The organism is Microbacterium sp. S308A+, assembly GCF_049800815.1.
Classification (GTDB): Bacteria; Actinomycetota; Actinomycetes; order Actinomycetales; family Microbacteriaceae; genus Microbacterium.
The window spans coordinates 233,801-256,627 of record NZ_JBNAFT010000003.1 but is presented as its reverse complement, the minus strand read 5'-3'; the positions used below and the strand labels follow the sequence as shown (position 1 = coordinate 256,627).

Here is a 22,827-nt window from a genome sequence, read left to right as displayed (position 1 = left end):
CGAGAGGTTCGAGCCTCCGTCGGCTCTTCGGCGCCGCGGTCACCGTCCGCCTGCACGGCGCGGGCGTCCCCGGTCGAGACGACGTGGACATCCACGGTCTCGACCGGAGACACGATGCGGGGCCCACCGACTCTGGAGCTCCGCAGCCCTCGCCCCGCCGCGCGTCAGGCCCGCCGGGCGCGGAACAGGATCAGCGTGAGCACCGCGCCGAGCAGGGCGATCGCGCCCGCGACGACGAAGGCCGCGGAATAGCCGCCGGTCAGCGCCACTGGGTCGCCCAGCGCGCCCGCGCCGAAGCCTGCAGCGACCGCCGAGACGACCGCGAGACCGATCGCGGAGCCGACCTGGTAGCTCGTGTTGACGATGCCGGAGGCCAGGCCGCCCTCCTCCGGCGGTGCCGCCGAGATCGCGGTCTGCAGCGAGGGGATGAAGGCCAGCGCCTGCCCGAACGCGACGACGAGCGACGGCCCGAACGCATCGGTCCAGTAGCCGCCATCGGGCCGGATGAACGCCATCCATCCCAGGCCGGCGGCGAGGATGAGCAGGCCGGCGACGATCGGGACCTTGGGTCCGAAAGCGGCGATGATCCGCGGGGCGAGCACGATCATCCCGATCATGATCAGGACCGTCATCGGCAGGAGCGCCGCCCCGGCCGGGAAGGCCGTGAACCCGAGGACCTGCTGCAGGTAGAGGTTGAGGAAGAACCACATCGGCACCCAGGCCGCCCCGAGGAGCACCTGGGCGAGGTTGGCGGCGCCGAGGTTCGGGGAGCGGAAGATCGACAGCCGCATCAACGGCGTGCGCGTGACGCGCTGCACGATCACGAAGACCGCCAGCAGCACGACACCGGCCGAGATCGCGATCCACGTCTCGGCCGCCGCCCATCCGACGGCCTCGGTGCGGACGATGCCGTAGACGAGCGCGGCGATGCCCGCCGTCACGGTGAGCGCGCCGATCACGTCGACGGAGCCGCGCGCCCCGACGTCGCCCGCGGGGAGCGCCCGCCACATGAGCAGCAGCACCAGCACGGCGATCGGCACGTTGATGAGGAAGACCCACGGCCACGAGGCGAACTCGGTGATGACACCGCCGAGGAACACCCCCGCGGTGCCGCCGGCGGGTGCTGCCGCCCCGTAGAACGCCATCGCCTTGGTGAGCTCCCTCGGCTGGGCGCCGAAGAGCATCATGAGGAGCGTCAACGCAGCGGGGGCGATGAGAGCGGATCCCGCGCCCTGCAGCACCCGGCCGACGAGCTCGACGACGACACCGTCGGCGAGACCGGCGACGAGGGATCCGGCTGCGAGGATCACCCACCCCGTCGCGAACATCCTGCGCGGCCCGAACAGGTCGGACAGGCGGCCGCCGAGGAGCAGCAGCCCACCGAGCGCGATGACGTAGGCGTTGAACACCCAGGAGAGCGTGTTCGGAGTGAAACCCAGATCAGCCTGCATGCGAGGCAGGGCGACGCCGATGATCGACGCGTCCATGATGACCATGAACTGTGCCAGCGCGATGAGGACCAGACCCCACCATCGTGTGCGGGACGCAGGGGCCGACGAGGGCACGGAGAGTGACGAGGACACGGGACGACTCCATTCGGGAGGGGGGAATCACCGGCGGCACCGGATGATTATACCCTAGGGGGGTACTGTATTCAGAGCAAACCCACCACCATGCACCGGCATTCCCGCGGACGGCGGCACAGAGAAAGGAGACGTCCCGCTCTCGATCAGACGAGAACGGGACGTCTCCGCACGCGGTCACACGGATCGCGGGCCCCTCACCCCGGGATTTCCGTCGACGCGACGCCTCAGCGGGCTGCACCGCCCGCGGGAACAGGCTCCGAGCGCTCGAGCTCGTGCGCGAGAGAGTCGAGCTCGGCACCGCCTGCCATCATGCTCGTGAGCTCCGCGAGCGTGATCTCGCTCTTCGGGAAGTCGCCGAGGCTCGTCCCACGGTTGAGGAGCAGGAACCGGTCGCCGACCGGATAGGCGTGGTGCGGGTTGTGCGTGATGAACACCACGCCGAGACCGCGGTCGCGGGCACGGGCGATGTACTTCAGCACCACGCCCGACTGCTTCACTCCGAGGGCGGCGGTGGGCTCGTCGAGGATGAGCACCCTCGCGCCGAAGTACACGGCGCGAGCGATCGCGACGCACTGGCGCTCCCCGCCCGAGAGCGTCCCGATCGGCTGGTCCACGTCGCGCAGGTCGATACCCATGTTGAGGAGCTCGGTGATCGTGATCTCGCGCATCGCCTTCACGTCGAGGCGACGGAAGGGCCCCTTCCCCCGGGTCAGCTCGCTGCCGAGGAAGAAGTTGCGCCACACGGGCATGAGCGGCACGACGGCGAGGTCCTGGTACACCGTCGCGATCCCCGCGTCGAGGGCGGCGCGCGGTGACTCGAACGCGACCGGCTTCCCGTCGATCAGCAGCTCGCCCTCGGTCGGCTTGTGCACGCCGGCCAGCGTCTTGATGAAGGTGGACTTCCCCGCGCCGTTGTCGCCGAGCACGCAGGTCACCGTCCCCGCGGAGACCTGCGTGGAGATGCCGTACAACGCGTTGACCGGTCCGTAGCTCTTGCCGACGCCCTTGACCTCGATGATCGGAGCGCTCATGATCGACCTCCGCCCTTGAGGCGCACGTAGTGGTTGAGCAGCACAGCGAACAGGAGCATCACGCCGAGCACGGTGCGCAGCCAGTTCGTGTCCCACTGGGCGAACGTGATGCCCTGGAACACCATGCCGTAGATGAGGGCACCCAGCGCCGCGCCGATCGCCGAGCCGAAGCCCCCGGTCATGAGGCAGCCGCCGACGACGGCGCAGATGATGTAGATGAACTCCTGACCCACTCCGGTGTTCGCCTGCACCGTCGAGGTGCGGAACAGCGAGATCATGCCCACGAGCCAGGCGGCGCCGGCGGTGGTCATGAAAAGGCCGATCTTGGTCCGCATGACCGGCACCCCCACCTGGCGCGCCGAGGTGACCTGCCCGCCGACCGCGAAGATCCAGTTGCCCGGCCGTGTGCGCAGCAGCACCCAGGTGGCGAGCACCGTGACGAGGAGCCACCAGAGCACGGAGATGTAGAACGTGCCGCCGCCGATCGTGACCGAGGAGCCGAACAGCGGCTGGATCGTGTCGTACATCGGCACGTTCGTCATTCCCTGGATCGCGACCTGTCCCGTGACGAGCTTGGTCACGGCGAGGTCGATCCCCGCGAGGATGAAGAACGTGCCGAGGGTGACGATGAAGCTGGGCAGGCCCGTCTTCATCACCATGTAGCCGTTGAGCGCCCCGATCGCCAGCGCGAGCGCGAGCGACAGGAGGGCGGCGACCCAGATGTTCAGGCCCCACTGCGTGGTGACGATGCCGACCACGAGCGCCGTGAACCCGGTCATGACGCCCGCCGAGAGGTCGAACTCCCCGCCGATCATGAGCATCGCGACGGCCACGGCCATGATCCCGAAGGTCGATGCCGACTCGAGCCAGACGCCCGCGCCCGCGAGCGTCATGAAGTTGCCGGTGTAGAAGGTGAAGAAGAGCATCACGGCCAGCGCGGCGACGAGCGCGCCGATCTCCGGGCGGGACAGCAGCGAGCGCACGACGTTGCGCTCCATCCGCGGTCTGCTGGCGACCGTGACGATGTCGGTGGTCGTCATCAGCGGGTGCCGTTCTTCGCGAACTCCGCCACCTGCGCCGCGTTGTCCTCGGTCACGAACGCCGGCCCCGAGTACACCGGCTGCCCGCCGCCGATCGTGTTGCCGTTGATCGTGTTGAGATAGAGCGCGGAGACGCCGAGGAAGCCCTGCACATAGGGCTGCTGGTCGACGGCGAAGACGATCTTCCCCGCCTCGATCTGCGTGATGACGTCGCTGGAGAGGTCGAACGTGGCGACCTTCGCCGCGCTCCCGGACTCCGTGGCGGCCCCGACCGCGTCGATCGCGTACTGTCCGCCGAGCGTGAGCACGCCGTCGACCGACGGGTCGGACTGGAGCTTGGCGCGGAGGGTGTTCTTCACCTCGGCGTCGTTCGTGCCGTCCACCTGGATGTTCTCCATCGTGCCGCCGAACGCCCCCTTCGCGGAGGAGCACCGGTCCTCGAGGCCGACGTTGCCCGCCTCGTGGATCACGCACAGCACGTTCTTGAGTCCATCGTCGCCCAGCCGCTTGCCGACGGCGGCGCCCGCGACGGTCTCGCTCTGGCCGATGTGGGTGATCGCGCCGAACTCCTGGGACCTCTCCATGCCGGAGTTGATCGTGACCACGGGGATCCCGGCCTTCACCGCGCGCTCGACGCTGTCCTTGAGGCCGTCCGGATTGGCCATCGAGACGACGATGCCGTCCACCTTCTGCGCCACCGCGTTGTCGATCAGCTGCGACTGCTTGGCGGGGTCGGGATCGCCGTTGTAGAGGATGCTGGCGCGGTAGTCCGCACCGGCCTGCTCCGCGCCCGACTTGACGCGGTCCCAGAACGCGTCGCCGGGGGCGGAGTGGGTGACGACCGCGTAGCTGTGCTCGGTCGTTCCCGCCGCGCCGCCCCCGCCGGCAGCGCCGGTCTGGGCGGGCTGGCCGGTGCCCGAGCATCCGGCGAGGACGAGGGCGGCGGCAGCGAGGCCGATCCCTGCGAGGAGTGACTTCTTCATCGAGGTTCCCTTCGGGTGCGGTCCGCTCGACGACGAACGGGCCAGAACGGCGGGTGTCGGTCGATTCTGTGCCGCACCCGTAGACTTTGTCAAGACATATTATCTAACTGTCGCCCAGGAGCGGGCGTTGCGCCACGACCCGCCGCTCGTACTCCGCGCGGGCACGTCGCGTCGTCTCCCGCGCCGAGACCTCCGCCACCGGCACATCCCACCAGCCTTCGCCGTCCGGGGCATAGACGAGCGGATCGGCGTCGACGTGGATGAACGTCGCCCGCGGCGAGGCCTTCGCCTGCCGCACCGCGGCGGAGAGATCGCGCACGGCGTCGGGTCCCGGCGCGACCTCGATCACGTCGATCCCGTAGCTGCGGGCGTTCATCGCGAGGTCCACCGGCAGCAGCTGCTCGCCCTGGAAGTTCCGGGACTGCGGGTCGTACGCACGGTACTTCGTCCCGAACCGCTCGGAGCCGACCGTCTCGGACAGATGCCCGATCGAGGCGTACCCATGGTTCTGCACGAGCACGACGATGATCTTGATCCCCTCCGCGACCGCCGTCGCCAACTCGCTGGAGAGCATGAGGTAGGAGCCGTCACCGACCATGACGATCACGTCCCTGTCGTCACCGAGGTCGACGAGGCCGCGCTTCGCGCCCATGCCGCCGGCGATCTCGTACCCCATGCACGAGAAGGCGTACTCGACGTGGTACCCCAGCGGATCCCGCACCCGCCAGAGCTTGTGCAGATCGCCGGGGAGAGAGCCCGCGGCCTGCACGATGACGTCCTCGGGTGCGCTGGCGGCGTGCACCGCGCCGATGATCTCCGGCTGGCCGGGAAGGGCGGCCCCGGTCGGCGCCAGCGCCGTGTCGACGATCGCGTCCCAGCTGCGCTTCTCGCGGGCGATCCGCTCGGCGAGCGCCGGCGCGACCGCGTGGCCGGCGAGCGCGTCCGTCATCCGCACAAGCGTCTCGGCGGCGTCGGCGACGACCGGCACCGTGGTCCCGTGCTTGTACGCGTCGAAGGCGGCGATGTTGACGTTCACGAACGCGACGCCGGGGTGTCGGAACGCCGTGCGCGACGCGGTGGTGAAGTCGCTGTACCGCGTCCCGATCCCGATCACGAGGTCGGCCTCCGCAGCCAGGCGGTTCGCGGCCGTGGTGCCGGTCGCGCCGACGCCGCCGAGGTACTGCGGGTGGTCCCAGGGCAGCGCGCCCCCTCCCGCCTGCGTGGTCGCGACCGGGATCCCCGTGGCCTCGACCAGAGCCCGCAGCGCCTCCTCGGCGCCCGAGTAGATCACACCGCCCCCGGCCACGATGAGCGGTCGCTCGGCCGCGCGGATCAGCTCGACCGCCCGCGCGAGCGCCCAGTGCTCCGGGAGCGGACGGCGAATCACCCACTCGCGCTCCCGGAGGAACTCGTCGGGGACGTCGAGCGCTTCGGCCTGCACGTCCTCGGGGAGCGCGATCGTGACCGCGCCGGTCTCGGCGGGGTCGGTGAGGACGCGCATCGCGGCGAGCGCGATCGAGAAGAGCTGCTCGGGGCGCTGGACGCGATCGAAGAAGCGGGAGAGCGGCCGGAACGCGTCGTTCACCGTGAGGCCGATGTCGTGCGGCTGCTCCAGCTGCTGCAGGACCGGATCGGCGACCCTCGTCGCGAAGGTGTCGCTGGGCAGCAGCAGCACGGGGAGCCGGTTGGTCGTGGCCAGCGCCGCCCCGGTGAGCATGTTCGTCGCGCCGGGGCCGACCGACGCGGCGGCGGCGTAGGTGGCGCGACGACGGTGCATGCGGGCGTAGCCCACCGCCTGGTGCACCATCGCCTGCTCGTTGCGCGCCTGGTGGTACGGCATCAGGGCCGGCTCCTGCGCGTTGAGCTGCTGCAGGGCCTGGCCGAGCCCCGCGACGTTCCCATGCCCGAAGATCCCGAACACTCCGGGGATGGTCCGCTCCCTGATGTCGCCGTCGACCGTGTACTGGTTCGCCAGGAACGCGATGAGAGCCTGGCCCACCGTCATCCGCGTCGTCGCCATCTCAGTCCTCCTCGCCGCCGAAAGGCAGGCGCTCGTCGATCCGCTGCCCCGCCCAGGTCTCCCGCACCCAGGCATGGGCGGGGTCGTCGCTGATGAGCCAGGCCCGCTCCGGGCCCGGTCCTGCCATCACGTTCAGGTAGTAAAGGTCATAGCCGGGTGCGGCGGCGGCAGGCCCGTGATAGCCGTGGGGCACGAGCACCACGTCACCGGTGCGCACCATCGCGTTGACGTCGAGCGATCCGGCCGGGGAGGAGTAGGCCGAGAACGTGCCGAACGCCGCCTCGGCGGTCCCCCGCCCTCGCTCCGCGGGCGCCGCCTCGAAGTAGTAGATCTCCTCCAGCCGGGACTCGGCCCCCGGCACGTCCTCGTCGTGCTTGTGCGGCGGGTACGACGACCAGTTCTCGGCCGGGGTGATGACCTCGCACACGATCAGCCGGTCGGCGTCGAGCGCCGGCGGGGTGCCGAAGTTGTGCACCTGGCGGCTCGACGCCCCCGCGCCGCGCAGCTCGACGGGGGTGTCCGCCGCCGGGATCCGCACGGTCGGACGCACCCGTGCGGTCGGCGACGTCACCACGGCGACACGACCGTCCCCAGTGACCGTGGCGGTCGCGGCGGTGGACAGGTAGAGCACGTCGGTGGGGCCGGCGAAGACGCCGGGGCGCCCGTCGAGATCGATCGTCCGCGTCCCCTCGCCCTCGTCGACCGTGACGCGGAAGGACCCGGAGAGGGGCACGACGATCTTCTCCGTCCCCGGAAGAAGGGGAGGTGCTGCGGTGCCGGCGAGCTCGGCGACGAGGAGGCCCGTGTGCTCCCATCCGTTCAGGGCGCCGTCCACCGCCGTCTCCCAGCCGTCCCTGGTCAGCGACCCTCGGGGATGCACCCACCGCTGTCCGCTCATCGCCGCTCTCCCTTCATCGCCCGCGCTCCCCTCATCGCCACTCCCGTCCTCGCCACTCCCGTCCTCGCCCGCTCTCCCCTCCGCGAGATTGCTTCTCCGTCACGAGACCTAGTAACAAATCCTCGGTCTCGTGACGGAGATGCAGTCTCGCGGTCCATGGTGGCCCGTTCAGTCGTTCTGCGGGAATCCGAGGTTGATGCCGCCGTGCTTCGCCGGGTCCAGCCAGCGGCTGGTGATCGCCTTCTCTCTGGTGAAGAAGCCGAAGCCGTGCGTGCCGTAGGCCTTGGCGTCGCCGAAGAGCGAGGCCTTCCAGCCACCGAACGAGTGGTAGGCGACGGGGACCGGGATCGGCACGTTGATCCCGATCATGCCGACCTGCACCTCGTGCTGGAACCGACGCGCCGCGCCACCGTCGTTCGTGAAGATCGCGGTGCCGTTGCCGAACCGGCCCGAGTTGATGAGATCGACGCCCTCCTGGAAGGTGCGCACGCGCACGACCGAGAGCACGGGCCCGAAGATCTCCTCCGTATAGGCCCGTGACGTGGTCGGCACCCCGTCGAGCAGCGTGGGACCGAAGAAGAAGCCCTCCTCGTGCCCCTCGACCACCACATCGCGACCGTCCACCACGACCACCGCGCCGTCCGACTCCGCGATGTCGACGTACCCCGCCACCTTGTCACGGTGCTCGCGGGAGATGAGCGGGCCCATATCGGGCTCACGGCCCTCGGACCCCGCACCGTCACCGATGCGCAGCGCGGCGATCCGCTCGCCGATCTTCGCGATCAGCTCGTCCGCCACCGGCTCCACGGCCAGGACGACCGAGATCGCCATGCACCGCTCCCCCGCCGCGCCATACCCGGCGTTCACCGCCTGGTCGGCGACGAGGTCGAGGTCCGCGTCGGGGAGCACGAGCATATGGTTCTTCGCTCCGCCCAGGGCCTGGACGCGCTTTCCGTTGCGCGAGGCGCCCTCGTAGATGTACTGCGCGATCGGCGTGGACCCCACGAACGAGATCGCCTGCACGATCGGGCTCTCGATGAGCCCGTCCACGGCCAGCTTGTCACCCTGGAGGACGGTGAAGACGCCATCCGGGAGCCCCGCCTCCTTCCACAGCGCGGCCATCCAGAGCGCGGCCGAGGGGTCCTTCTCGCTGGGCTTGAGGACCACGGCGTTGCCGGCGGCGATCGCGATCGGGAAGAACCACATCGGCACCATCGCCGGGAAGTTGAAGGGGCTGACGATGCCGACCACGCCGAGCGGCTGCGTGAGCGAGTAGACGTCGATGCCGGTCGAGGCATTCTCGCTGTATCCGCCCTTGAGCAGGTGCGGGAAGCCGCAGGCGAGCTCGACGACCTCCTGTCCGCGCAGGATCTCGCCCATCGCGTCGCTGAGCACCTTGCCGTGCTCCGCCGTGATGATCGCCGCCAACTCGTCCCGACGCGCGTTCAGGAGCTCCCGGAAGGCGAACATCACCGTCTGGCGCTTGGCGATCGAATAGCCCGCCCAGACCTCCGCCCCACGCTCGGCCGACGCGATCGCCGCATCGATCTCGGTCTGATCAGCCAGCGCCACGGCCGCGGTCTGCGCGCCGGTCGCCGGATTGTGGACGGGAGCGGTGCGCCCACTGCGCGAGACGCGCGGGGCGCCGTCGATCCAGTGGCCGATCACGGGGAGGTCGGTGCTCATCGGTCTTCCTTCGGTCTCGGTTTTCTCATTCGGCGGTCGCGCTCGCGCCGCTCAGGACTGGGGGGCCGGCGTCGGGGCATGCACGAGGCGGGCCGCGGTCGCGACGGCGCCCTCCACGTCGCCGTCCGGCGGGTACAGAAGGGTGCGGCCGACGGTGAGCCCCCGGACGCCCGGCAGCGCCAGCGCCCCCTCCCACGCCGCGAAGGTCTCCTCCGGATCCGCGCCGGAGTCACCGCCGAGCAGGAGCGTCGGCAAGGTCGTCGCCGCCATGACCCGTTCCATCTCGGGCACGACGGGAAGCTTCATCCAGGTCTGCGCGCTCGAGGCTCCGAGCCCCTGCGCGATGGCGATCGAGAGGATCACCGCGTCGGGACTGAGGTCGTTCACGATCCGGCCATCACGCCGCGTGGACAGGAAGGGCTCCAGCATGATGGGGAGCCCGGCGTCGGCCGCCTGCGTCACGGCCCGCGCGGTGGACTCCAGGGTCGCCGCGGTGCCGGAGTCGGCGTGGTCGATCCGGATCAGGGCCTTGGCCACGTCGATCCCCCGTGCGGCCATGGTCGGCACGTCGTAGCCGGTATAGCGGTCGTCCATCTCGAAGGCGGCTCCCCTGAGCCCGCCGCGGTTCATCGACCCGACGACGATCTTGTCGTCGAGCAGCCCGAGCGCCGCCAGGTCGTCGATGACGTCCGGGGTCCCGAGAACGCCGTCCACCCCGGGGTGCGCGAGCGCGACGGCGAGCCGGTCCAGCAGGGAGTAGCGGTCGGCCATGGCGATCGGATCCGCGCCGACCGCCAGCGCACCGCGGGCGGGATGGTCGGCGGCGACGATGAACAGCCTTCCGTCGCCGCGGAGCAGATCGCGCCGGCGACGCGACGCGAGCGCGCGGTCGATCGCCGCGGGGTCCGTGGCGCGCAGGTCACGCAGCCGGGCGAAGTCGCTCTCCGAGACCATCTCAGGCCGCCTTCCGGTCGAGGATCTGCTCCACCTCGTCGCTGGTCGGCATTGCGGTCGAGCACTCCAGGCGGCCGGCGACGATCGCGCCGGCGACGTTCGCGAAGCGGAGGGTCCGCTCCAGACCCCACCCGGCGAGGAGCCCGTGGCAGAGCGCACCGCCGAACGCGTCACCCGCGCCGAGGCCGTTGACGACCTCGACCGGGTGTGGCGGGACCTCGACGCGCTCGTCGCGGGACTTGGCCAGCACCCCCCTGGGCCCCTGCTTCACGATCGCGAGCTCCACGCCCCGGTCCAGCAGCGCGTCGGCAGCCCGGTCGGGCTCGGTCTCGCCCACCGCCACCTCGCATTCCTCGCGGTTGCCCACCGCGACCGTCACGTGCTCGAGAACGGCCGACACCTGGGCGGTGGCCGTGGCCGGCGACTCCCAGAACATCGGCCGGTAGTCGAGATCGAGGACCGTGTGCCGACGGCGCGCACGCCGGCGCAACGCCTCGGCGTGCGCGGCACGGCTGGGCTCGACGGAGAGCCCGGTCGCCGTGATCCAGAACACCCCTGCCTCCTCGATCGCCGTCAGGGGGAGCTCCCCTGGCTCGACGTTCAGGTCGGGAGCCTTGGGCTCCCGGTAGAAGTAGAGCGGAAAGTCGTCCGGCGGGAAGATCTCGCAGAACGTGATCGGCGTCTTCAGCCTCGGGTCCGTCCGCACGGCGGCCGCGTCGACGCCGAGCCGGCCGAGCTCGGCCCGCAGATAGCGCCCGAACGGATCGTCGCCGACGCGGGAGATCAGCCCGGCCCTGCGCCCGTGACGAGCGGCGGCCACCGCGACGTTCGCCGCGCTCCCGCCGAGGAACTTGCCGAAGGTCTCGACCTCGTCGAGACCCACGCCGCTCTGCAACGGGTAGAGGTCGACGCCGAGCCGGCCGAACGTGAGCACCTCGGGACTGCTGGCCATCTGCTCCTGCTCCCTGTCGCCATCCGCCGTGTCGCGGTCCGGGGCCGGACCCGCAAACTTTGTCCTTACATATGATCATTGTCCGGGATATGCTGTCAAGCGCGACGACGAGCGTCGGGGCGCGAAGACGCGAGAGGAGCGCGGATGGGCGAGCACGAGATGCTGGGCGTGGGACTGGTCTCGGTCGGCTGGATGGGGCGCCTGCACTCCCGCGCCTATCTCGCGGCCCCGCAGCACTATCCCGATCTTCCCGCTCGCGCGAGGCTGATCGCCGCCGCGGACCCGGACGAGGGAGGACGCGCCCACGCGACCGGCGCGCTGGGCTATCGCGAGGCCGTCGACGACTACCGCAAGGTGCTCGCCCACCCCGACGTCGACGTCGTCTCGATCTGCTCGCCGAACTTCCTCCACCACGAGATCGCGCTCGCCGCGATCGCCGCGGGCAAGCCGTTCTGGATCGAGAAGCCGATGGGACGCTCTGCCACGGAGTCCGAGGCCATCGCCCGCGGCGCCGCCGACGCCGGCCTCGTCACCTCCGTCGGGTTCAACTACCGCCACGCGCCGGCCGTCGCCCGGGCGCGCGAGCTCGTCCGCGACGGAGCGCTGGGGGAGGTCACCCACGTGCGCGTGTCACTCCTGGCCGACTACTCCGCCGACCCCGCCGGCGCGCTCACCTGGCGCTTCCTGCGAGCCAGGTCCGGCTCGGGCGTGCTCGGCGACCTTCTCTCACACGGCGCCGACCTCGCGCAGTACGTCGTCGGCCGGATCACGTCGCTCACGGGCCAGACGCGTACCTTCCTCACCGAGCGGCCCCTGCCCACGGCAGGGGCCGCGAGCCACTTCAGCCGCGGCGCCGAGGGCGGTCCGACCGGAGAGGTCGAGAACGAGGACTACGCATCGGCGCTGGTCCGGTTCGACTCGGGCGCCGTCGGGACGCTCGAGTCCAGTCGCATCGCGATCGGCCCGCGCGCCGAGTACGCACTCGAGGTGTACGGCACCCGCGGCTCGCTGCGCTGGGACTTCCAGCGGCTGAACGAGCTCCAGCTCGCCGACTCTCCCGCCGGCTATCGCACCGTGATGGCGGGGCCGGACTTCCCGGGGTTCTCCGCGTTCCAGCCCGGGGCGGGCACCGGCATGGGGTTCGACGACCTGAAGACGATCGAGGCCGCGCTCTTCCTCCGCTCGGTCGCCACGGGACGACAGCTCGCCCCGTCGGCGGCGGACGCCTGGTCCGCGGCCGAGATCGTCGACGCGATCGAGCGCTCCGCCGCGTCCGGCTCCTGGGCCGAGGTGCCCGCCGTCCAGGGAGAGACCACCGTCGACCGCTGAGGCCATCGAGCAAGCCCCTGACCCGCGGGCTCACCTTCCGCCGCCACGAAAGACGGCAGCCTTGCACCGGCTTGCCCACTCGACCAGGCGTGTCCGGAGTTCTCGTGCCCAGAGCCGCACGATCCGCGTGACCGAGCGCGCCGCGGAGATCTAGCCCGGGTCCTGCGACGCGACGGCGTCGTTGACCGCGGAGGCATATGCGACCAACGCGTCTCGGCCGCCCGCGGCGATGTCCGAGGGGTCCTCGACGGTGTTGAGTGCGGTGGCGTACAGGCCGGTCACAGCCCATGCGAGAGCGATCTGCTCGGTGGCGCCGGCCTGCGGGAAAGAAAGGCTCGGACCTGCCTTCGCCGCCGCGTCCACGAGGCTCCGCAGATCCGTGATCGTCCTCTCGGTCGTGTTCTGCAGCGCCGCGGCCATATCGGTGAGCGCTGCAGCAGCCTTGTCGATGGCGTCGCTCGCTGCACGGTTCGCTGCGGCGGTCTTGCCCGTCGGGGTGGTCGCGGCCTCCTTCGGAGTGGTGGCCGTGAGGAGCTTCTTCAGTTCGTCGCCGTCCGCCACGAGGGCGGTGAGCGCACCCGCCGAGTCGATCATCGCCGGGGTCACGACCGCGAGTACCTCGTCGACCGCGACGTGAACGTCGACGGCCACCTTCCGGTGCGCACGGTAGTCCTCGGCCGCCGCGGCGAGGGTCTCCTTCGTGTCCTCAAACTGCTCGCGGGAGTGAGCCAGCTCGGCGGCCTGCGTGCTCTGCACCACGGCCGGGACGGCGATCGCGGTGCCGGCGACGACGATGGCGGCGACGGCGACAGCCGGGACCCGCCTCGAGCGTGCACGCGACGTCGCTGTCGCCTCCGCGCCGGAGGTGGTCTCGCTCATGTGTACCTCCCGGCGGCCATGCAATCATCGTAGGCGACTCGGCGGAGAGGAGACGGAAGGGCTGCGGCCGCGAGCGCTCTGGCCTGACCGGCTGCAGCGCGCACTCGCCGTCCTCGATGAGGAGGAGCGCTCCTCAGGCGAGCGTGACCGAGACGACCGTGCGCTCCGCGGCCGAGCGCGTCGCCGCGTCAGCGAGGAGGAGGGCGCTGCGGCCGTCCTCGTAGGTCGCCGCGGCCGACGCGCCGCCGCGGACCAGCGCGACGAAGTCCGCCAGCTCGTCCGCGTAGGCGCGCGCGTAGCGATCGAGGAAGAAGTCCTGATACGGCGGCTTCGCCTCCACCGCGTCGGCCGTGGAGAGGCTGACCAGGCTCGTCGGGGCGTTCGCGACCTGGAGCACTCCCTGCGCGCCGAACGCCTCCAGCCGCTGGTCGTAACCGGTCGCGCTGTGTCGGGAGTTGACGATCGTGACGACCGCACCGGAGGACGCGCGCAGCGTCACCACGGCGGTGTCGTAGTCGCCGACGGCCCGCGCGCCGTCGTCGAAGAGCGCCGAGCCGGTCGCGTGCACCTCGACGATGTCGGGAAGGAAGAAGCGGGCCATGTCGAGGTCGTGGATCGTCATGTCGCGGAAGATCCCGCCCGAGACGGCGACGTAGGAGGCCGGCGCCGGCGCCGGGTCGCGGCTGACGATGACGAGCTGCTCCAGAGCGCCGATCTCGCCTGCGACGACTCGCGCGCGCACCTCCCGGAACGCCGGGTCGAACCGCCGATTGAACCCGAGCGCCACCGGCACGCCGCTCGCGGCCACCGTCTCGCGCAGCGCGTCCACCCGGGAGATGTCGAGGTCGATCGGCTTCTCGCACAGCACCGGCAGCCCCAGAGCCACCGCCCGCGCGATGAGGTCGACGTGGGTCGCCGTCGGCGACGCGACGAGCACCGCGTCCAGATCGCCCGCGTGCAGCAGCTCCTCGGCGGAGTCGGTGGCGACGCCGCCGTATGCCGTGACGGTCTCGCGCGCACCGTCCACGAACGGGTCGGCGACCCGGGCGAGCACGGTGTCGGCGCTCGCGGCGATGTTGGCGGCGTGGAGGCGGCCGATGCGGCCGGTGCCGATGAGGCCGAAGCGGAGGGGCGCGGTCATGTCTCTCGATCCTTTGTCGTGTCGTGTCGTGCCGTGACGCGTTCAGACCCAGCGGGCCAGCGCCTCGCGGTTGGTGCGCTGATCGGCGGCGCGCTGGGAGCGGAAGGCGTCGAGAGCGAGGCCCGGCCCGTTGAGCACGTCCTGCTCCACCACGACCCAGCCGTCGAAGCCGCGCGCGTCGATCGCGCCCATCACTCCGTCGAGGTCCACGTCGCCCGCTCCGAATGAGACGAAGGCCCCGCCGGACCAGACCTCGGGCATGCCGCCGCCTCCGGCGAGCACGCGGCGGAGGGCGGCGAGGTCGACGTCCTTGACGTGCAGATGGTTGATCCGGCCACCCCAGCGACGGACCGCGTCCACCGGATCGCCCCCGGCGATGAAGAGGTGTCCCGTGTCGAGGGTGAGGTCGAGATCCACCTCCCGGAGGAAGCGGTCGATCTCATCCGGATCCTCCACGAAGGTCCCAGCATGGTGGTGGAAGGTCGGCTCGAAGCCCGCCTCCCGCACGATCGCGGCGGCCGTGCCGGCGTTGCGCACGAGACGCCCCCAGGCCGCGTCGTCCAGCGGATCGACCTCCGCACCGCGGCCCGGCGCCGCGCGGCGGAGGGCCGAGCCGTCGTCGGCGAGGGTGGGTTTGGGCAGCCGCGCGGGTCCCGACTCGGCCGCCGCCTGGAACGCGGCGAGCGCCCGGCGAAGGCCCGGGAGCGACCCGGCGAACGCCTCGTCGTCACTGAACGGCAGCTGGATCCACCCGCCGGCCAGCTCGAGCCCGAAGCGCTCCAGCCGGCGGCGCAGCTCCCGTCCCTCGCCCAGGAACCCCTCCGGCCCGAGGTCGACGCCCCCGTAGCCCGCGTCGGCCAGGGTCTCGAGCATCGCGTCGGGCCCGATCGTCTCCTGCCCCTCGGGGGTCAGCTCGAACACCCCGAAGCTCACCGGAGCGCCGGCGATGGTCCCGTTCATCCGCTTCTCCTCGTCGCCATCGACATATGTCCGGACAATAGTACATGATCGGCTTGTCCTGTCCCCGTCGCCGCCCGTCCGAAAGTAATATCGTCGTGACCTGGCTCGACGGTTCACAAGGAGGAGCCCGTGGCACGCGATGAGACGCACTGGCCCGATGAGCTCTTCGCCGATCTCGATCGCACCGGACCCGTCCCCCTGTACTACCAGGTCTCGAGCCGGCTGGAGAAGGCGATCCGCGACGGGGTGATCCCGACCGGGGCGCGCCTGGAGAACGAGATCTCCATCAGCGAGCGCCTCGGGCTCTCCCGGCCCACCATCCGCCGCGCGATCCAGGAGCTGGTCGACCAGGGCCTCCTGGTGCGCCGGCGGGGCATCGGCACGCAGGTCGTCCAGGGGCAGGTCACCCGGCAGGTCGAGCTGACGAGCCTGTACGAGGACCTGGTCAGCACGCACCATCAGCCCGGCACGCGCGTCCTCGCGCACGAGACCGTGCCGGCGACCGCGCTCGTCGCCGAGCAGCTCGGCCTGGCGGAGGGCACGGACGTGGTCTTCCTCCGGCGCCAGCGCAGCACCGACGGCACGCCCGTCGCCGTGCTCGAGAACTACCTCCCCCCGGACTTCGCCGACATCACCACCGCGCAGCTCGAGAAGCAGGGCCTCTACCAGGTGCTGCGGGGACGCGGAGTGGCGATCCGCATCGCGACGCAGCGCATCGGGGCCCGGCGCGCGCACGGCGACGAGGCCGAGCTCCTCGACATCGAGAGGACGGGCCCCGTGCTCACGATGGTCCGCACCGCGTTCGACAGCGGCGGACGGGCGGTCGAGTTCGGCAACCACTGCTACCGGCCCGACATGTACAGCTTCGAGACCACCCTCGTCGCCAAGTAGCGCCTGGCCGCCGAGCCTCCGGACCGGTATCGTCGCCGGCATGGCCCCCGACGCGCGACTGGCAGCCCTCCTCGGCGAATGGAGCGGCACCGAAGAGGTGAGGGCGACGGCGTGGACGGCCGCAGGGGAGGCGAGGGGCGCGCTCACGATCGAGCCGGGCCCCGGCGGGATCGTCTTCGACTACGTCGAGACCAGGGACGACGGCCATCTGGTCGCACACGGCGTCGTGGCCGGAGACGGCTTCTGGTGGTTCGGCTCCTCAGGGTTCGTCCCGGAGTCCCCCGGCTCCGCGCGATGGGAGGGAGGGAGCCTCGTGCTCGACCGCCGCTCCGAGCGTGGCCGCACGATCCTCCGCTTGCGCACGGAGGGTGCGCGGCTCGCCGTGGAGCTCGACACCGCCGTCCCCGCGGACGCCGCGCTCGTCCCTCTGATCCGCGGCGACTACGCGCGGCAGGGCTGACCTCCGCCTCGCACGCTGCCCGACGGCATCGGTCGCCCGGCGCGATACGGCCGGACCGACACGGTTCAGTCGGTCGAGGAGGATGCTCCCCCGACGCGGGCAGGGGATTCCGGGGCCGCCGTTCCCCCTTCCCGGGCCTCGCCCTCGCGCATGTAGAGCCGGCGCAGGAGGAACGGCGCGGCGAAGCCGTGCAGGACGACGCTGCCCACCACCGCGATCAGCGTGACCACGAGCACCGCGTTGGCGTCACCCTCGTCCAATCGGTTGTACGCGAGCAGGCCGAACACGATCGACGCCGTCCCCCGGGGGCCGATCGCCCCGATGGCGAGGCGATCGCGGCCGGAGATGCGGCTCCCCAGGAGCGAGAGCCAGACGGGCGCGATCCGCAGCACCGTGAGGGCCAGGAGGGCGAAGAGCACGATCTGCCAGGTGAGGATCCCGCCCACGATCGCCGCCGTCGCGACCCCGCCCAGGATGAACCAGACGAACATGGCCGTGAACGAGCTGACCTCCTCGGCCAGCAGGAGCTCCTCGTGCGGGATCGCACGCGCCTCACCGGACGCTCCGCGTCCGAGCCGGGCGAGCCGGTAGGCGACGCCGGCGACGAACGCGGCCACGAACCCGTTCGCCTCGATCACGGGGAGGGTCGCGATCGCGTAAGCGATGAGCGGCACCGCGAGCATCACGATCCGGATGCCGTCCGTGCCAGCGAGGTCGCGGTCGCGCGCGATCCGGGCGAGCCAGCCGGTCAGGGCGCCGAGCGCGGCGCCGACGAGGATCGCGTAGACGGTCGCGGGCACGGCATGCCCGACGGCGTGCCCCGCCTTCTCGAAGGCGTCGCCGAAGTCGTCGAGGAGGGACTCGTCGTCGCCGGACGAGCTCGACGTCGGAAGCAGGGCGAGCGCCGCGCCGATCGCGACGGCGATCGTGAACAGCGGCGAGACGAGGCCGTCGTTGTACCCGCTCTCCACGTTGAGGATCTGCCGGACCCGGGCCGGCAGGCGCCGGGAGCGCAGGAGCTGGGCGGCCGGGGCGAAGTCGGTGGGCATCACCACGCAGGCGATGGCGATCAGCACGAAGACGTTCGTGACGTCGATCAGGAAGGCGCCGGCCACCACGGCGAGGACGAGAGAGAGCGGGAGGGCGATGAGGATCAGCCGCAGGATCACTCGACCCACACCGCCGAAGATGCTGCCACGCACCTCGGTGGCGTCGACGAAGAGGAGGAGGGCGAGGATGACCTCCACGATCGGCTCGGTCGTCGGCGCGTCCAGCGTGGCGAGGAAGGTGTCGGTCGCCGGGAGGACGGCGATCGCGCCGAGCAGCAGGAGCCCCACCGGGCCGGCAACGCCCCAGCGCGCGAACCGGCGGGAGACGAGGGCCCAGAGCAGCACCGCGACAAGACCGATCAGCACGATGTGCGGCACTGTCGGCTCCTTCCCCGGGGATCGCGAACGAGGCCGCCCGCGGCCCCCTCGCTAGGGTAGCGCCGTGCCGGGGCGTCCCGCCGCCCCCGAGACGCACATCGGGAGCGTCCTAGCCGGAACGCGCGAGCGCGGAGGCGAGCAGCGACGAGATCGCGGAGGACTGCCTCGCCGCCCACGCCGGGCTGACGTGGCTGAGATCGGCGAACACGGGGACCCCGTCGGCGAGGATCGCGCAGTCCTCGATGCCGCAGAGCTGCTCGACCGGACGGAACGCCCGCACCCCCGAGGCGGCCTGCACCTCACGTTCGACCTCCATCAGGGTCCTCACCTCGGAGAGCGCCTGTTCACGCCCGGGGGTGCACGCCTCCACCGAGCCGGCCGGGCGCGTGACGCAGACTGCGGGGTCGGAGCCAGGACGATGGGTGTCCTCGATCGCGACGACCGTCGCCCCGGCCGCCTGGGCCGCGTCGACCAGTCTCGCGTACCCGAGGCGCCACGCCTCCGCCTCCGTGCCGGCAGGAGCGATGACCTGGGGAAGATAGCTGTTCGAGTTCGCGATCAGGACGACGTCGGGCCTCAGCTCCGAGAGCAGCGCCTCGGTGCCTCGGTGGAACTCGTCGCACGCCGTCATCGGAGTGGTGCCGCGGGACACCACCGGCACCACGGCGGCCGGACAGGCGTTGAGGGAGCGGACCAGGACGCGGAAGCCTTCCGCCCTCCCGAGGGTCGACACGGTGGGCACCCACTGGGCGGCGTGCGAGTCGCCGACGACCATCACCGTCCGTGTCGCGTCGACGGCGCCGCCGACGCAGTACTCGACGCCGGACACGGCGTGCAGGCTCTCGCAGGAGATCGGAGCGCCCTGCTGATAGACCGCCGCCCAGGGCGCGACGCGCTCGGACCGGGCGACGACGGAGGCGCCTCCGAGCACGGCGACCGCGACCAGCGCCCCGGCCGCGGCGACCGCGCCCATCCAGCGGTAGGTCGCCCCGGTGCTGCGCACGAGAGGGGGGAGGAACCGCACAGGGTCCTCCACGAACCGGGAGGTCACGGCGGCGAGCCCGAGACTCACGAGACCGGCGGCGAGGCCGATCCACACGCTCGCCCCGAAGAGGATCGTCGCGTACACGATCACCGGCCAATGCCAGAGATACCAGGAGTAGGACCTGCTGCCGACCCACTGCAGCGGCGCCGAGGCGAGGAGGCGGGACGGCATGCCGCCCGCGGTCCCGCCGAGGATGACGAGCGCGGTCCCGACCACCGGCACGAGGGCGATCAGTCCGGGGAAGGGCATGTCGCCGGTGATGAGGAACATGCCGCCGATGACGAGAGCAAGGCCGGCCCAGACGCTCCCCGCCGCGACCGGCCGCGGGACGGCGAGCCGTGTCGCGGCGACGGCGACGAGCCCTCCGGCGGAGAACTCCCACACCCGGGTGGGGAGTGTGTAGAACGACCAGTAGGGCGACGGCGACGACAGCACCGCGGAGACCGCGAGGGAGACCGCGAACGCGAGGAGCAGCGTGACGGTCAGCACGGAGCGGAGACTCCACCGGCGTGCGGCGATCGCCGCGACCACGATGACCACCAGCGGCATGACGATGTAGAACTGCTCCTCGACGCCGAGGGACCAGGTGTGCAGCAGCGGGCTCTGCTGCACGTCGTGGCCGAAGTAGTCGGTCGCGTCGCGGGCGAAGAGCACGTTCGAGAAGCTGAACAGGGTGGCCGCGGACTGCGCCGCCAGGCCGGGGAGCTCGAGCGGCGACAGGATGAGCACACCGGCGACGAGCGTCACGACCGTCACGAGCGCCAGCATCGGGAACAGCCGGCGCAGTCGACGCGCCCAGAACCGGAAGACACGGATCCTGCCGCTCGTGGCCTCACGGAAGAGGTGGCCGATGATGAGGAAACCCGAGATCACGAAGAACACGTCCACGCCGACGAATCCGCCAGGGAGCCATGTCGCACCGGCATGGATGAGGACCACCGGGACGATCGCGAGTGAGCGGAGGCCGTTGATGTCGGGACGGAAGCCGGGCCTCCGCGCGGGGTGCGTCGAGTCTCGTCGAGGTTCTTCTCCGGCGGCCACAGCGTCACCCTAGGGGAGTGAGGAGGACCGATGCGCGGCTCCGAGGGCCGCCTCCGGAAGCCGGGGAGGTTTCCGTGTCTCCTCGGTTGTCTTCCCGTCCTGCACCGCTCGCCTGCCCGGATCCATGCGCCGGCGAGGAGGGGCGGGCCGGCGAGGATCCTCACCGGCCCGCCCGCTCACCGTAGCTACCGCTGCGGCCCGGCCGTGCGGCGGCGGAGAGCCAGGACGGTGCCGCCGATCGCCATCAGGAGCAACGCCAGCCCTGCCGCGGGACCGCCGAGGTCACTGCCGGTGGCCGCCAGCGCCGGCGCCTTCGGACCCTCAGGAGCCTTCGGCCCGGCCGGAGGCGGGACCGGCGCCCCGATCAGGTTGCGGGTGCACAGCTGGTCGGTCGCAACGCACGCGCTCGCCGGAGCGGTCCCGGTCGCGGCGAGATGGTTCTCGAGCGCATGGTCGCCCTGCTCTGCGTACGGCTTGACCTTGATCTCGTAGGTCACGGCGACCCTCTGCCCTGCGGCCAGGGTGCCGGTGACGGCGAACGCCCCGTCCGCGATCTCGGAGACGGTCAACGCCTCGTCCGAGGAGGCGGGGGCCGAGGCGACCGTCGCGTCGTCGAGGACCTTGGCCAGGTGATCGGTGTGGTCGACCGCGACGGGGCCGCCGCCGACGTTCTCGAACGAGAGGGTGTACCGCAGGGTGTCACCGGAGGACACGATGGTGCCGGTGTCGGGGTCGACGCTCTTCGACACCTCCAGGTCGCCGATACGGCTCACGGTGCAGTCGGGCTGACGAGGGTCGGCCGGGGCGCACGCAGGGCTCGTCGGCGCGGCGTCCGTCGGGTCCTGCAGGAAGTTCGCCGCGACCCCGTCGCCGAGCTGGCCGCTGGGCTTCACCGTGAGCGTGTAGGTCGCCGTCACGGTCGCGCCGACCGGCACGGTGCCGGTGATGCGGGACCGATGGTCGGCTCCGAACCCCGTGACCTGCAGGTCGCGACTGGACGCCGTCGGCGGGGTGGTGACGGTCGCGTCGTCGATCGCCTGGGTGAGGTCGTCGACCTTGTCCACCGGCGCCGGCGCGGTGCCGGTGTTCGCGAAGTGCAGCGTGTAGGTCAGGGTCGATCCCGGACGCAGCGGCCGGTCTGAGGCGACGACGGTCTTCCACGCCGACAGCCGGGGGACCGGGATCGCCGTGTTCGTGATCGTGCAGGAGATGTCGTCGCCGATCATGGGGGTGACGCTCTTGGTCGTGCCCGTGCCCGTGGGGAGCGGGGTCGTGGAGCCGGTCGTGGTGTTGGTGCACGACCACGCCTGGCTGTATCCGCTGAGCGGCGAGGAGGACCCCTCCGCCGCCTCGCTCAGCGTGAACACCCCGCTTCCGCCGACGCGTGGCAGGACACTGATCGAGCCGGTCGTGGCGGTGTTCGCCGTGCCGGTGCTCGCCGTGGCGACGGTCGTGTCGTCCGGCGAGTCGATCGCCAGGGCGAAGGAGTCGCCGGCGGCCACCCGGTCGGTGACGGTCTTGTTCAGCGTGAGGCGGGCGGTCTGGATGCCGATGGCGATACCGGACTGGGCCGCGGTCTGCCACTGCGTGGAGAACGTCGAGGGGGTGTTGGCGGCGATGAGGAGGGCGGTGGACTTGCCGCCTTCGGTCGTCGTCGAGCCTGCGCCGGTGCCGGCGCAGGCGACGGTGGTCGTGCCGAGGCCGGTCGGGCTCTTGCAGCCCCAGCCTCCGTTCGGCGCGAGCCGCTCGATCTCGGTGATCGGCTTGTCCGAGCTCCACCAGAACAGTTCGTTCGCGACGTTGTCCTCGGCGTCCACGGCGACGAACGAGTAGCCGGTCATGGGCGTTCCGGCAGAGTCGACCACCTTGATGTCGGAGAAGGACAGCTTCCCGCCCTTGGTCCCGGCCGGGGCCGCCTGGCTGTAGAGCACGGGGGAGCCGGGGATCCCGCGGTACGCGTCGGTGCCGAAGGCGAACCGGGTCTCCACCGGCGTATCCCGGGGAAGGATGCTCATCCGGCTGGTGCCCGCCACGTCGGTGACCCTGACCGTGAAGGTGGCGGTGTACCCGCCCGAGAGGGTGACGCTCATCGGCTGACCGGCCGCGCTCCGTGCCGTCGCCTCGTTGAAGGACCCGAAGTCGAACCAGCAGATGGCGCCGGCGTACCGGCCGTTGTTCGCGGAGCTGTCGGCGTATCCGCAGCCCTGCGTGCTGGCGGCTGTCGCGGCCGGAGCGGTGGTCAGGGCAACGCCGCCCAGCGCGCTCGTCAGCAGCGCGGCGGCCAGCACCGCGGCGAGCGGTCCACGACGGCGCTTCGCCCCGAGGACGAGCCGCCTCCCGTCGGCCTTCGGCCGGGACGCGGCGACGCGTCCGATGAACCGTTCGAGCATGGACGTTCTCCTTCGACAATCGTGCGCGACGACCGCGCAGCGCGCGATACGGTCAGAATGCTGCCGGAAGGGCACGGCGAAACAGGGGCGAGGAGCGAAACACACCCTGGATGC

Annotated in this window: 18 protein-coding genes; 3 read left to right on the top strand and 15 right to left on the bottom strand. The window is 71.3% G+C overall.

Annotated features, from left to right (window positions below):
- Window positions 1-164 precede the first annotated feature (164 nt).
- The 9 genes from ACP15J_RS10740 to iolC form a co-directional block, all read right to left on the bottom strand.
- The gene (locus tag ACP15J_RS10740; protein WP_424936983.1) at window positions 165-1,583 is read right to left on the bottom strand and encodes an MFS transporter; all 1,419 of its coding nucleotides are present in this window, start codon (window positions 1,581-1,583) and stop codon (window positions 165-167) included.
- A gap of 227 nt (window positions 1,584-1,810) precedes the next feature.
- A complete protein-coding gene (locus tag ACP15J_RS10735; protein WP_424936982.1) occupies window positions 1,811-2,617 on the bottom strand; it encodes an ATP-binding cassette domain-containing protein in 807 nt (268 codons plus the stop codon).
- Window positions 2,614-3,657 (bottom strand): ABC transporter permease, encoded by a 1,044-nt coding sequence (locus ACP15J_RS10730; protein ID WP_424936981.1) that lies wholly within the window; start codon window positions 3,655-3,657, stop codon window positions 2,614-2,616. Before ACP15J_RS10730 ends, ACP15J_RS10735 begins: the two co-directional genes overlap by 4 nt.
- On the bottom strand, window positions 3,657-4,640 hold the full coding sequence (locus ACP15J_RS10725) for a sugar ABC transporter substrate-binding protein (RefSeq protein WP_424936980.1): 984 nt from the start codon (window positions 4,638-4,640) through the stop codon (window positions 3,657-3,659). The genes ACP15J_RS10730 and ACP15J_RS10725 overlap by 1 nt, the downstream gene beginning before the upstream one ends.
- 103 nt (window positions 4,641-4,743) lie before the next feature.
- Window positions 4,744-6,660, bottom strand: coding sequence for a 3D-(3,5/4)-trihydroxycyclohexane-1,2-dione acylhydrolase (decyclizing) (gene iolD, locus ACP15J_RS10720; RefSeq protein WP_424936979.1), 1,917 nt, complete (start codon window positions 6,658-6,660; stop codon window positions 4,744-4,746).
- A gap of 1 nt (window position 6,661) precedes the next feature.
- Entirely contained in the window at window positions 6,662-7,558 is an 897-nt protein-coding gene (gene iolB / locus ACP15J_RS10715) for a 5-deoxy-glucuronate isomerase (RefSeq protein WP_424936978.1), read from the bottom strand.
- Window positions 7,559-7,726: 168 nt separating this feature from the next.
- Window positions 7,727-9,244: a CoA-acylating methylmalonate-semialdehyde dehydrogenase gene (locus ACP15J_RS10710; RefSeq protein ID WP_424936977.1), complete on the bottom strand. Its 1,518-nt coding sequence runs from the start codon at window positions 9,242-9,244 to the stop codon at window positions 7,727-7,729.
- A 51-nt stretch (window positions 9,245-9,295) separates the two neighbouring features.
- On the bottom strand, window positions 9,296-10,198 hold the full coding sequence (locus tag ACP15J_RS10705; RefSeq protein ID WP_424936976.1) for a class I fructose-bisphosphate aldolase: 903 nt from the start codon (window positions 10,196-10,198) through the stop codon (window positions 9,296-9,298).
- 1 nt (window position 10,199) lies between these two features.
- The gene (iolC, locus tag ACP15J_RS10700; RefSeq protein ID WP_424936975.1) at window positions 10,200-11,150 is read right to left on the bottom strand and encodes a 5-dehydro-2-deoxygluconokinase; all 951 of its coding nucleotides are present in this window, start codon (window positions 11,148-11,150) and stop codon (window positions 10,200-10,202) included.
- A 144-nt stretch (window positions 11,151-11,294) separates the two neighbouring features.
- Between iolC and ACP15J_RS10695 the strand changes: the two genes are divergently transcribed.
- A complete protein-coding gene (locus ACP15J_RS10695; RefSeq protein ID WP_424936974.1) occupies window positions 11,295-12,479 on the top strand; it encodes a Gfo/Idh/MocA family protein in 1,185 nt (394 codons plus the stop codon).
- Between the two features lie 150 nt (window positions 12,480-12,629).
- Here ACP15J_RS10695 and ACP15J_RS10690 read toward each other — a convergent pair whose 3' ends face one another.
- The 3 genes from ACP15J_RS10690 to ACP15J_RS10680 all read right to left on the bottom strand — a co-directional run bounded on the left by ACP15J_RS10690 (window position 12,630) and on the right by ACP15J_RS10680 (window position 15,459).
- Window positions 12,630-13,358 carry a hypothetical protein gene (locus tag ACP15J_RS10690; RefSeq protein ID WP_424936973.1) on the bottom strand — a complete coding sequence of 243 codons (729 nt, stop codon included), beginning with the start codon at window positions 13,356-13,358 and terminating at the stop codon, window positions 12,630-12,632.
- A gap of 133 nt (window positions 13,359-13,491) precedes the next feature.
- The gene (gene iolG, locus ACP15J_RS10685) at window positions 13,492-14,499 is read right to left on the bottom strand and encodes an inositol 2-dehydrogenase (RefSeq protein WP_424936972.1); all 1,008 of its coding nucleotides are present in this window, start codon (window positions 14,497-14,499) and stop codon (window positions 13,492-13,494) included.
- A 42-nt stretch (window positions 14,500-14,541) separates the two neighbouring features.
- Window positions 14,542-15,459 carry a sugar phosphate isomerase/epimerase family protein gene (locus ACP15J_RS10680; RefSeq protein WP_424936971.1) on the bottom strand — a complete coding sequence of 306 codons (918 nt, stop codon included), beginning with the start codon at window positions 15,457-15,459 and terminating at the stop codon, window positions 14,542-14,544.
- A gap of 129 nt (window positions 15,460-15,588) precedes the next feature.
- Between ACP15J_RS10680 and ACP15J_RS10675 the strand changes: the two genes are divergently transcribed.
- Window positions 15,589-16,350 (top strand): GntR family transcriptional regulator, encoded by a 762-nt coding sequence (locus ACP15J_RS10675; RefSeq protein WP_424936970.1) that lies wholly within the window; start codon window positions 15,589-15,591, stop codon window positions 16,348-16,350.
- Between the two features lie 40 nt (window positions 16,351-16,390).
- Window positions 16,391-16,810 (top strand): hypothetical protein, encoded by a 420-nt coding sequence (locus tag ACP15J_RS10670; protein ID WP_424936969.1) that lies wholly within the window; start codon window positions 16,391-16,393, stop codon window positions 16,808-16,810.
- A 65-nt stretch (window positions 16,811-16,875) separates the two neighbouring features.
- On the opposite strand, the gene ACP15J_RS10665 is transcribed toward ACP15J_RS10670, so the two are convergent.
- The 3 genes from ACP15J_RS10665 to ACP15J_RS10655 form a co-directional block, all read right to left on the bottom strand.
- The gene (locus ACP15J_RS10665; protein WP_424936968.1) at window positions 16,876-18,237 is read right to left on the bottom strand and encodes a cation:proton antiporter; all 1,362 of its coding nucleotides are present in this window, start codon (window positions 18,235-18,237) and stop codon (window positions 16,876-16,878) included.
- 109 nt (window positions 18,238-18,346) lie between these two features.
- A complete protein-coding gene (locus ACP15J_RS10660) occupies window positions 18,347-20,323 on the bottom strand; it encodes an acyltransferase family protein (RefSeq protein WP_424936967.1) in 1,977 nt (658 codons plus the stop codon).
- Between the two features lie 185 nt (window positions 20,324-20,508).
- Window positions 20,509-22,713 (bottom strand): hypothetical protein, encoded by a 2,205-nt coding sequence (locus tag ACP15J_RS10655; RefSeq protein ID WP_424936966.1) that lies wholly within the window; start codon window positions 22,711-22,713, stop codon window positions 20,509-20,511.
- Between the last annotated feature and the right edge of the window lie 114 nt (window positions 22,714-22,827).

Bases quoted from the DNA above. Each gene is read 5' to 3' on its own strand.
- ACP15J_RS10735 (WP_424936982.1), bottom strand. From the start codon at position 2,617: ATGAGCGCTCCGATCATCGAGGTCAAGGGCGTCGGCAAGAGCTACGGA.
- ACP15J_RS10730 (WP_424936981.1), bottom strand. From the start codon at position 3,657: ATGACGACCACCGACATCGTCACGGTCGCCAGCAGACCGCGGATGGAG.
- ACP15J_RS10725 (WP_424936980.1), bottom strand. From the start codon at position 4,640: ATGAAGAAGTCACTCCTCGCAGGGATCGGCCTCGCTGCCGCCGCCCTC.
- iolD (WP_424936979.1), bottom strand. From the start codon at position 6,660: ATGGCGACGACGCGGATGACGGTGGGCCAGGCTCTCATCGCGTTCCTG.
- iolB (WP_424936978.1), bottom strand. From the start codon at position 7,558: ATGAGCGGACAGCGGTGGGTGCATCCCCGAGGGTCGCTGACCAGGGAC.
- ACP15J_RS10710 (WP_424936977.1), bottom strand. From the start codon at position 9,244: ATGAGCACCGACCTCCCCGTGATCGGCCACTGGATCGACGGCGCCCCG.
- ACP15J_RS10705 (WP_424936976.1), bottom strand. From the start codon at position 10,198: ATGGTCTCGGAGAGCGACTTCGCCCGGCTGCGTGACCTGCGCGCCACG.
- iolC (WP_424936975.1), bottom strand. From the start codon at position 11,150: ATGGCCAGCAGTCCCGAGGTGCTCACGTTCGGCCGGCTCGGCGTCGAC.
- ACP15J_RS10695 (WP_424936974.1), top strand. From the start codon at position 11,295: ATGGGCGAGCACGAGATGCTGGGCGTGGGACTGGTCTCGGTCGGCTGG.
- ACP15J_RS10690 (WP_424936973.1), bottom strand. From the start codon at position 13,358: ATGAGCGAGACCACCTCCGGCGCGGAGGCGACAGCGACGTCGCGTGCA.
- iolG (WP_424936972.1), bottom strand. From the start codon at position 14,499: ATGACCGCGCCCCTCCGCTTCGGCCTCATCGGCACCGGCCGCATCGGC.
- ACP15J_RS10680 (WP_424936971.1), bottom strand. From the start codon at position 15,459: ATGAACGGGACCATCGCCGGCGCTCCGGTGAGCTTCGGGGTGTTCGAG.
- ACP15J_RS10670 (WP_424936969.1), top strand. From the start codon at position 16,391: ATGGCCCCCGACGCGCGACTGGCAGCCCTCCTCGGCGAATGGAGCGGC.
- ACP15J_RS10655 (WP_424936966.1), bottom strand. From the start codon at position 22,713: ATGCTCGAACGGTTCATCGGACGCGTCGCCGCGTCCCGGCCGAAGGCC.